At 35.9% G+C, this 8673-nt stretch carries 8 protein-coding genes; 1 reads left to right on the top strand and 7 read right to left on the bottom strand.

The window, feature by feature from the left end:
• Positions 1 to 509 precede the first annotated feature (509 nt).
• The 3 genes from cyoE to AABE15_RS07720 form a co-directional block, all read right to left on the bottom strand.
• Positions 510 to 1457: a heme o synthase gene (gene cyoE / locus AABE15_RS07730; protein WP_338330716.1), complete on the bottom strand. Its 948-nt coding sequence runs from the start codon at positions 1455 to 1457 to the stop codon at positions 510 to 512.
• Positions 1457 to 2779 (bottom strand): cbb3-type cytochrome c oxidase subunit I, encoded by a 1323-nt coding sequence (locus AABE15_RS07725; RefSeq protein WP_338330715.1) that lies wholly within the window; start codon positions 2777 to 2779, stop codon positions 1457 to 1459. The genes cyoE and AABE15_RS07725 overlap by 1 nt, the downstream gene beginning before the upstream one ends.
• 81 nt (positions 2780 to 2860) lie before the next feature.
• Positions 2861 to 3499, bottom strand: a complete 639-nt coding sequence (locus AABE15_RS07720) for a class I SAM-dependent methyltransferase (RefSeq protein ID WP_338330714.1) — start codon at positions 3497 to 3499, stop codon at positions 2861 to 2863.
• A 211-nt stretch (positions 3500 to 3710) separates the two neighbouring features.
• Here AABE15_RS07720 and AABE15_RS07715 point away from each other — a divergent pair, with 211 nt between their 5' ends.
• A complete protein-coding gene (locus tag AABE15_RS07715) occupies positions 3711 to 3953 on the top strand; it encodes a hypothetical protein (RefSeq protein WP_338330713.1) in 243 nt (80 codons plus the stop codon).
• Here the strand turns inward: AABE15_RS07715 and gshB are convergent.
• Genes gshB through uvrB form a run of 4 tightly spaced genes read right to left on the bottom strand, consistent with a single transcriptional unit; the run spans position 3925 to position 8521 of the window.
• Complete coding sequence (gene gshB / locus AABE15_RS07710) at positions 3925 to 4893, bottom strand: glutathione synthase (protein ID WP_338330712.1); 969 nt, start codon at positions 4891 to 4893, stop codon at positions 3925 to 3927. The two genes, AABE15_RS07715 and gshB, sit on opposite strands and share 29 nt — an antisense overlap.
• Positions 4894 to 4913: 20 nt before the next feature.
• Complete coding sequence (gene greB / locus AABE15_RS07705) at positions 4914 to 5414, bottom strand: transcription elongation factor GreB (protein WP_338330711.1); 501 nt, start codon at positions 5412 to 5414, stop codon at positions 4914 to 4916.
• A gap of 9 nt (positions 5415 to 5423) precedes the next feature.
• Positions 5424 to 6311, bottom strand: a complete 888-nt coding sequence (locus AABE15_RS07700; RefSeq protein WP_338330710.1) for an aldose 1-epimerase — start codon at positions 6309 to 6311, stop codon at positions 5424 to 5426.
• Between the two features lie 8 nt (positions 6312 to 6319).
• Positions 6320 to 8521, bottom strand: coding sequence for an excinuclease ABC subunit UvrB (gene uvrB, locus AABE15_RS07695; RefSeq protein ID WP_338330709.1), 2202 nt, complete (start codon positions 8519 to 8521; stop codon positions 6320 to 6322).
• Positions 8522 to 8673 lie beyond the last annotated feature (152 nt).

The following is an 8673-nucleotide window of genomic DNA, read 5'->3' as shown; positions in this document are numbered from 1 at the left end:
ATTTATGAGAGTCTGCAATAAAACATAATGTAATAGCTAAGTAATTTTAGTAAAGCCCAACAACCTCGCATTAAAATATGCTAGCATTCCTAAAATAAACCTGAGGCAAACAATACAATTATAAATTTAATTTTATTTATCTCACAATATTTTGCAAAAAATTATTCATTTAGTATAAAGTTATACATACGTATTTATGACAGGGTTACAATAATTTTAATTAACACTTAACAATTTCTTACTTTGTCAAATAACGTTATATGGTTAAACCCGACTAAAACCAACACTAATAATTTTATTAAATTAACTAAAAAACCAATAATTTTATAATTTATTTTAATTTCCTGTTTATAAATTAACAAAAGCCAAAATATAAAACACAACCGCCAACCCTAAAAAAACTACAAATAATATAAAGCTTCTTTGATGTTGTCTTCTCAAAAACTCTTTTTTTTCATGGTGCGTTAAATTTCTATGCTGATTTTTTTTGCTAAATTCTTGCATAAACATTAAATCTTATGATCAATCATCAGCGTTAAAAACAAGACAAACAAATAAATTAAAGAATAATGAAAAGAATTTCTTGCAGCTTTGTTTTGGTTTAAACTTATTCCTTTAACAGTTTGTTCTTCGGTTAAAATACATATTGCCCTATATAAAAATCCTACGTTAAGCACTATAACTACGATTGCGTATAAATACGACGTGTAACCAAAATAAACAGGCAATAAAGAAACCATTGCTAATATAAACACGTATACGAAAATATTCCAACGTGTAAATTTTTCTCCTTTAACAACGGGAAGCATAGGAATACCTGCACGTCCGTAATCTTTACAAGCGTATAAGGACAGAGACCAAAAATGTGGGGGTGTCCATAAAAAGATAATCAAAAATAAAATAATTGGAAAAAGACTTATATGACCCGTAACAGAGGTCCAACCAATGATAGGTGGGAATGCACCTGCTGCCCCTCCAATAACGATGTTTTGCGTGGTTGTTCGCTTTAACCACACCGTATAAATCGTAGTATAAAAAAAAATAGAAAAAGCTAAAATAAAAGCGGTTAACCCATTGGTTGCTAAAAAAATAAGCATCACCGAAAGAATACAGATGCACACCCCATAAATCAATGCATCTAAAGGACGTATTCTATCCGCGGGTAATGGTCGAGTTGACGTTCTAAGCATAATCCTGTCGATGTCACGATCGTACCACATATTGATCGCTCCAGCACCCCCTGATGCTAAACAAACACATAAAATACTAATAAATGCTAGTGCTGGATGGATTGAACCCGGAGCACAAATTATTCCGGCAATACTGGTAAAGACTACTAAGCTAATCACTCTAGGCTTCAATAAAGCAACCCAGTCTTTAACCTCACTGCCTACAATCAACGAATTATAGCGCATTTTTCTATTTTTTAATGGAACTTCAATGGGAAATTCAGACATTACAACTTTATTTCTTTATTAAGAGATAAAGGAGACGACAAATTCCATTCTGGGGTAATTGCCCCCCTACCCCAATAGTTATTAGGTAAATGAATATTGTTCCTTAAGGCATTTAGGATAACTAGAATAAATGCAAGTAAAGAGGCACACATAAAAACTACCCCAATCATAATTGAAATTTTTCCGAGGGAAATTAAATTTGAAAGAAATAAACTTCCTATAAAAGTAATGAAAAAATGGCATTTCCCTAAATTTTCGGAATACATTCGACCTATAATTTTTCCCATCCAAAAATAAAATCCTGCAAAAACTGACATGAGAAGCGCGTAAGATAAGCAAGAATGGATTTGTTCTAGACTAAACGTGACGCCTTGGTATAACCAACCTATAACCATAAAGACCATAAACCCAATACACCATAGGACAGGGGTAAAAAAACGTAAACGTCCGCATACAAATTTAAAAAGCAAATAAAATTGCAAGAGAAAAAACAAAATATAGAGCAAATCAGCAGATAATGTACCAACACGCGTATGCTGATGGAATTGAGCAAAATGCTCTAAAAATATTTTTTTTTGCCAACACACCACAACATTAATAATAACAAAACCAAGCAATCCAACAACCCAACCCTTAAATCTTACGGGTTTGGAACTTAGCGTTGATAAAATATTAAATACAATGCTTAATGCAGGCACCATAAGTATAATCATACAAGGATAGATAAATTGATTAATTACCAAGGCTAACCGAGCTGAGGATATTAAAATAGGACTCATATACAAATGTGTTAAAACGGCTAAAAAAATAGGAATTATCATTAAACTTATAAAAGCAGATATGACTTGACCCCATACAAAAAAAGATAAAGAGCTATAAGCTACACCCCTAGCTCTTCCATTAATGATTGTTATCAATACAACAATAGAAAATAATAAATTTCCCGCAGACCATAGCAGCAAACTTGTGATAACAAGGGAAGGATCTTGATCAAAAAACGTCGTGAAATTAAATATAAAACCAATGCTTAATAACAAAAAAGCAAAGGTGTTCACTGTGGGAAACAGCATCCGGTTGGACGATATAAGTGCGGGAATAAACCAGTTTCCAAAACCCACAATCAATGCAGGTTGCAAACAATAAAATATCATCATTCTTGCATGAACTTGGGATAACTCCTGCAAATGATTTGGGTATAGCAATAAATGCAACGCTGGTATTAACTCTGTCAACTTATACAGAAGAATCGCTAAACTACCACTGGTTCCTGCAAGCACCGCAAGTAATAATGCACCCATTCCAAGCCGATAATGACAACTCATTACACCGTTCTAACGTTAAGTAAATACTTAAGGGGTGATTATAATTCGAAATTTAAATAATAAATATAATATTTTTAAAAATTAACGCGAAAGAACGATCAAAGTAAAAATTCCGAAAGGACGCAAAGATTGAACATTTGCTTTTTTAAGTTCTTCAGCAGGCAATAAAGCTTCAATTGAAAAATCGGGGTGCCACCCAAGCGCCTTAGACGCAGGAGCCATCAATTTTTCAATTTGATAACGCAACCCTTTTTCAGCAAGAAAATGGTTTACGAATAAAATATGCCCGCCTGGTTTCACTATACGTTTTAATTCTTTAAAGAGACGCTGGGGATGCGGGACAACAGAGGCAACAAACATTCCCACGGCAATATCAAAATAGCTATCTTCGAAAGTGGTTGCTTCTGCATCCATTTCTTCAAGCCGCTCAATATTTGTAAGCTTTTGACATTTTACTCTTTGTCTTGCTCTCTTTAACATGTCTGTTGAAAGATCAATACCTGTAATTAATTTTTCTTTGTTGTACGAAGGAAGTGCTAACCCTGTTCCTACTCCCACCTCAAGTACCTTTTGTCCAGGAAGCTGATTAACCTCTGCAACGGCACAACGTCTGCTGTAAGCGGACACTTTACCAAAAACCATATCGTAGACCGCAGCCCATCGACGATAAGCAACCTTAACAGCATCCGCACTTAACGCAGTATGAGGTGAAAAAGACACATTATCGCTCCTGAAATAAATTTTTAAACAAAATTACACTCAATCTTATTAACTAAAATTTATGAAAAAGCTAGTTTGTTTTTTCATAAATGAGAATGAGTAAGAAACATTAACTGACAATATGAACCAAATACATTGTTTTTGCAGCAAATATTATATACACTATCGAGTGATTAAGTAAACAAACAAAATTCAAGGACTAGCACCTGCGATGTGGGTCACTTTTTTAAATTGGTTTTTAGGTATATTCTGCATCATACTTTGGGTGATGACGTTTGCGCTTTATGAAAAAGATAAAGTCATTGCATGGATTGATAATAAATTTGGTCGTGACGATCCAATGCCTCCTACCCCCCCCGTAGCTGTTGATACTAACATTGAAAAATCAATATCAATTCAAGATTCTTCCTCGCAAGAGCTTATATCTAGGAAAAATCAAGACACTCTTGAATAGCATCCCACACTATTGCAGCAGAATTTATTTGATCGAAACGATCTAATTTCGGTAATCCAGTAGGAGACGTGACGTTAATTTCTGTCAAGAATTCACCCAAAATGTCTATGCCTACAAATAATAATCCTTCTTTTTTCAAGGTTGGACCAATAAGTTTACAAATTTCTTTATCACGAGAGGTAAGGCTTGTTTTTTGTGCTAGGCCACCAACATGAAGATTTGAGCGTACTTCTCCTTTTTGTGGTACGCGATTAATTGCGCCAATAGGCTCTCCCTTAACAAGGATTACCCGCTTGTCCCCTTGTCGAACTGAGGGTTCATATCGTTGTATCATTAAAGGTTCTGTGGAATTCAAAAATTGGAGCTCTAGCAAAGCATTAAAGTTCTCGTCATCGTATTTTATGCGAAAAACACCAATTCCTCCATTCCCGTATAAAGGTTTAATAACAATATCTTTGTACTCTTTGCGAAATTCTTTTATAGCTAGCATATCTCTAGTAATTAACGTAGGTGGCATAATCTCTGGCCATAACGTAGCAAATATTTTTTCTGGCGCATTGCGAACAGATTTTGGATTGTTTACAACAAAGACCTTATCTTTCCCAACGCCGTGAATTGACTCTAATATATATGTTGCAGTAATGTAACCCATATCGAAGGGTGGATCTTGACGCATTAAAAGAACATCAAAATCTTTAAGATTAACAATTTTTTCTTCTAAAAATTCCACATGATGGTGTCTTACTTTTTGTACACGTACAAAATGGCCACGGCAACAAACCTCTTTACTGCAACCAAAACTTCTAAGAGAAAGAGTGTTTACCGAATACACAAATAAAGAATACCCCCTAGCTTGAGCTTCCACCATTAAACAAAAGGTTGAATCACTATCAATGTCAATGGTTTCCAAAGGATCCATTTGTACTGCAATTTTTAGCATTGTATTATTTATCCACTTTTCTATTTCTCATCATATTGTATTTGTAGAATTTCAATGAGTTTTTCACCAGTATGCGTAGAAAACCTCACTTCGTCACCCACACAAGCGTGCATCAAAGCTCGTGCTATAGGGGATAATAAACTGACTTGACCCAATTCAGTCAATGCTTCATCCACTCCGACTAGTGTTACGACGCGTTTTTCCTCATCTTCGGTACAATATGTAACGGTTGCGCCGAAATAAATTTTTTCATGATTTTTCTGATCCTTTGGACTTACAACAATGGCGTTTTCAAGACGCTTTGATAAAAAGCGTATGCGTCTATCAATTTCTCTTAACCTTTTTTTCCCATAAAGATAATCACCATTTTCAGAACGATCCCCATTGCCGGCCGCCCATGAAACAATTTCAACGATTTTTGGCCTTTCTATACGTAGAAGATTGTTTAATTCTTCTTTCAAACGAGCATATCCTTGAGGGGTAATATAAAGTGGGGAAGAAAGTGTCGAAAAATCAGCCATATTTATTTTTTAAAACCCAGTGAATACATAATTTATTTTACCTTCAACACTCTCACCTGGTCGTAAAATAGTCAAACCTCGATCTGAAATTTCACTCATATTAATAGCGTTATTCATGTTGGTCGCAGGTTCCAAGGTAAAATAGGATTGATTCTGTGGAGTAAATAAAACTAAATGTTGAAAGATAGAGCTTGCAGTCATAGTTAAATAAATATCTGAATAAAGCCACCGCATAAAAGCAATTTGATTCCATCCTGCATAACAATTATCCAAAGATTCACTGTTTTGTAGTTCTTTCATTTTAGCAAAATCCCAGCGCCCTTTTATTGACATACGTCCCTGAGGCAAACCATTTTCATCATTATTCCAAACAGACTGGGCAGCAAAACCTAATTCAACCTTATTTCTACAAGGAAAATAAGGGTGAAATCCCAGTCCAACAGGCTGATTATCATGATCTGTATTTTTAAAGTAAAGAGAAACCATTAGTCCTTCTCGACTAAGCGTATAATTAACTTGGGCGTAATAAGAAAAGGGCCACTCTTTAGCCAGTTCGTCCACAGGTTGATGATGAAGACTCAAAGTAACACTATTTTTTGCTAACATTTCTAGGCTCCATTCCTTTTGCCACGCATTGCCATGTATAGCATCTCTTCCATTCGATGCATTACTCAATAATTGATAATGATGGTTTGCAAAATCGAATTGCCCCCCCGCAATTCGATTGGAATAAGGAAGTAAAGGGTAGGCAGCTATAATTTGATTCGATTGCATTGTCAGATGCGAATTAACAATTGGGTAAAATATGGGGACGTTCCGCCTTAGCCAAAAAGCGATTGAACCACCTAATTTGGGATATATCCCTAAGCGATTGTCACCTTCTTTGATTTCTAACATAATCCTACCTAATATTGTTGATTTGAACTCTTTTTAGCTTTTCTTGCTGAAAATTTATAGCCCCCTCCTCCTGGTCCATAAGGTTTAGGATTTAATTTAGTATTTGTTTTAGCATGAGGTTGGGAAGAGAATAACGATTGCATTCCCTCGTTCAGCCCTAGTTCAGAGTCTTCTAGTCTTTTAATCTTATCTCTTAATTGAGCTGCTTCTTCAAACTCAAGATTCCCAGCAGCTGCATGCATTCTTTTTTCAAGCTCATTGATGGTTTGGCGTAAATCCTTACCGACAAAAGCGCGGTCACTTTCCATTTCAAGGGGTGAAATAGTTACATAATCTTGCTCATAAACAGAAGCTATTAACTCACCAATTTTTTTCTTTACCGACACCGGGGTAATATGATGTTGTCTATTCCACTGGGTTTGTTTCTCTCTTCGTCGTGCAGTTTCCTCAATTGCATAACGCAAACTTTCTGTCATCCTATCCGCATAAAGTATAACACGACCGTCTACATTACGAGCTGCACGGCCAATGGTCTGTATTAAGGAAGTTTTTGAACGCAAAAATCCCTCCTTATCGGCATCTAAGATAGCAACAAGCTGGCATTCAGGAATATCCAGCCCTTCCCTTAAAAGATTAATACCAATAAGAACATCAAAAACACCTAATCGAAGATCCCTAATAATTTCAATACGCTCTAACGTATCAATATCTGAGTGCAGATATCTAACTTTCACCCCAGCCTCACTCAAATACTCTGTCAACTTTTCAGCCATTTTTTTCGTCAACGTCGTAACGAGCACACGTCCCCCATTTTGTACAGTATTTTTAGACTCTGCCAGCAAGTCATCCACTTGAAATTCAACGGGTTTAACTTCGGTAACCGGGTCAATTAATCCTGTAGGTCGAATAACTTGTTCGACAAACGCCCCATCTGTTTGTTCTAATTCCCATCGACCAGGTGTTGCGCTTACAAATATCGTTTGAGGTCGATAGCAATCCCACTCAGCAAAATTCAAAGGACGATTATCCATGCAAGAAGGTAAACGAAAACCAAAATCTGAGAGTGTTTTCTTACGTGCGTAATCCCCTCTTTCCATACCACCAATTTGCGGAACACTGACATGGCTTTCGTCAACAATCAATAAAGCATCTTCAGGTAAATATTCAAATAACGTCGGAGGGGGTTCACCTGGATGCCTGCCCGTTAAATAACGAGAATAATTTTCAATGCCCTTACACAACCCAGTGGTCTCAATCATTTCAATGTCAAACGTTGTTCTTTGTTGTAAACGTTCAGCCTCCAATAATTTTCCCTCGGATACGAATTGATCTATTCTGTTTTTTAACTCGGACTTAATCGCTTTGATGGCTTGATGAAGCGTAGGTCGCGGTGTAACAAAATGACTATTTGCATATACTGTAACTTTACTTAAACTACTGGTTTTAACCCCCGTTAATGGATCAAACTCTTCAATATTTTCTACTTCATCGCCAAATAAGACAATACGCCAAGCTCTATCTGCATTCTGAACTGGAAAGATATCAACCGTTTCCCCTCTTACCCTAAATGTTCCTCTTTCAAAAGCCGTATCATTCCGTCGATATTGTTGTTCAACAAACGATTTTAACAAATCCTCCCGATTAATTTGATCCCCAACTTCAATGTTGACTACCATTTTAGCGTATAATTCAGGCGACCCAATTCCATATATACAAGAAACAGAACCTACAACAATAACATCATTTCGCTCAAGCAAAGCTTGGGTAGCCGCATGACGCATACGATCAATTTGCTCGTTGATTTGACTGTCTTTTTCAATATAGGTATCCGAACGCGGTATATAAGCTTCTGGCTGGTAGTAATCATAATAACTTACAAAATATTCTACAGCATTATGTGGAAAAAACATTTTCATTTCACCATATAGCTGAGCGGCTAAAGTCTTATTAGGTGCTAATATTAATGTAGGCTTTTGAACGGCTTCAATTACTTTTGCCATTGTAAACGTTTTACCCGAACCCGTGACGCCTAGTAAAACCTGATTTCGTTCTCCTTCTTGTATACCTTTTACCAAAGCTTTAATTGCTTCAGGTTGATCGCCAGAGGGCTCAAATTCTGAAACCGATTTGAGTTCATTTAATTTAGGTTTAGCAGGAATGACTTTTGGATAAAAACTTACTTTATAATCCACGTTTTTTCTTTTGATCATATTGAACTCTCGTACTTAAGAAGTTACTCAATTTTTCAAGGATTTACAGAGTAAATAAATTGAAAGGCAATGATTAAAAACTTTTTTAAAAAAGAAAAAACAAGCGAATTTTAATAATTAAACAAAAAAAACACTGGGGGTGGACCCTCTGC

It is taken from the genome of Commensalibacter sp. Nvir (genome assembly GCF_963921845.1).
Lineage (GTDB): Bacteria > Pseudomonadota > Alphaproteobacteria > Acetobacterales > Acetobacteraceae > Commensalibacter.
The sequence above is the reverse complement of the archived record's forward strand: the minus strand, read 5'-3'. Positions and strand labels throughout refer to the sequence as shown.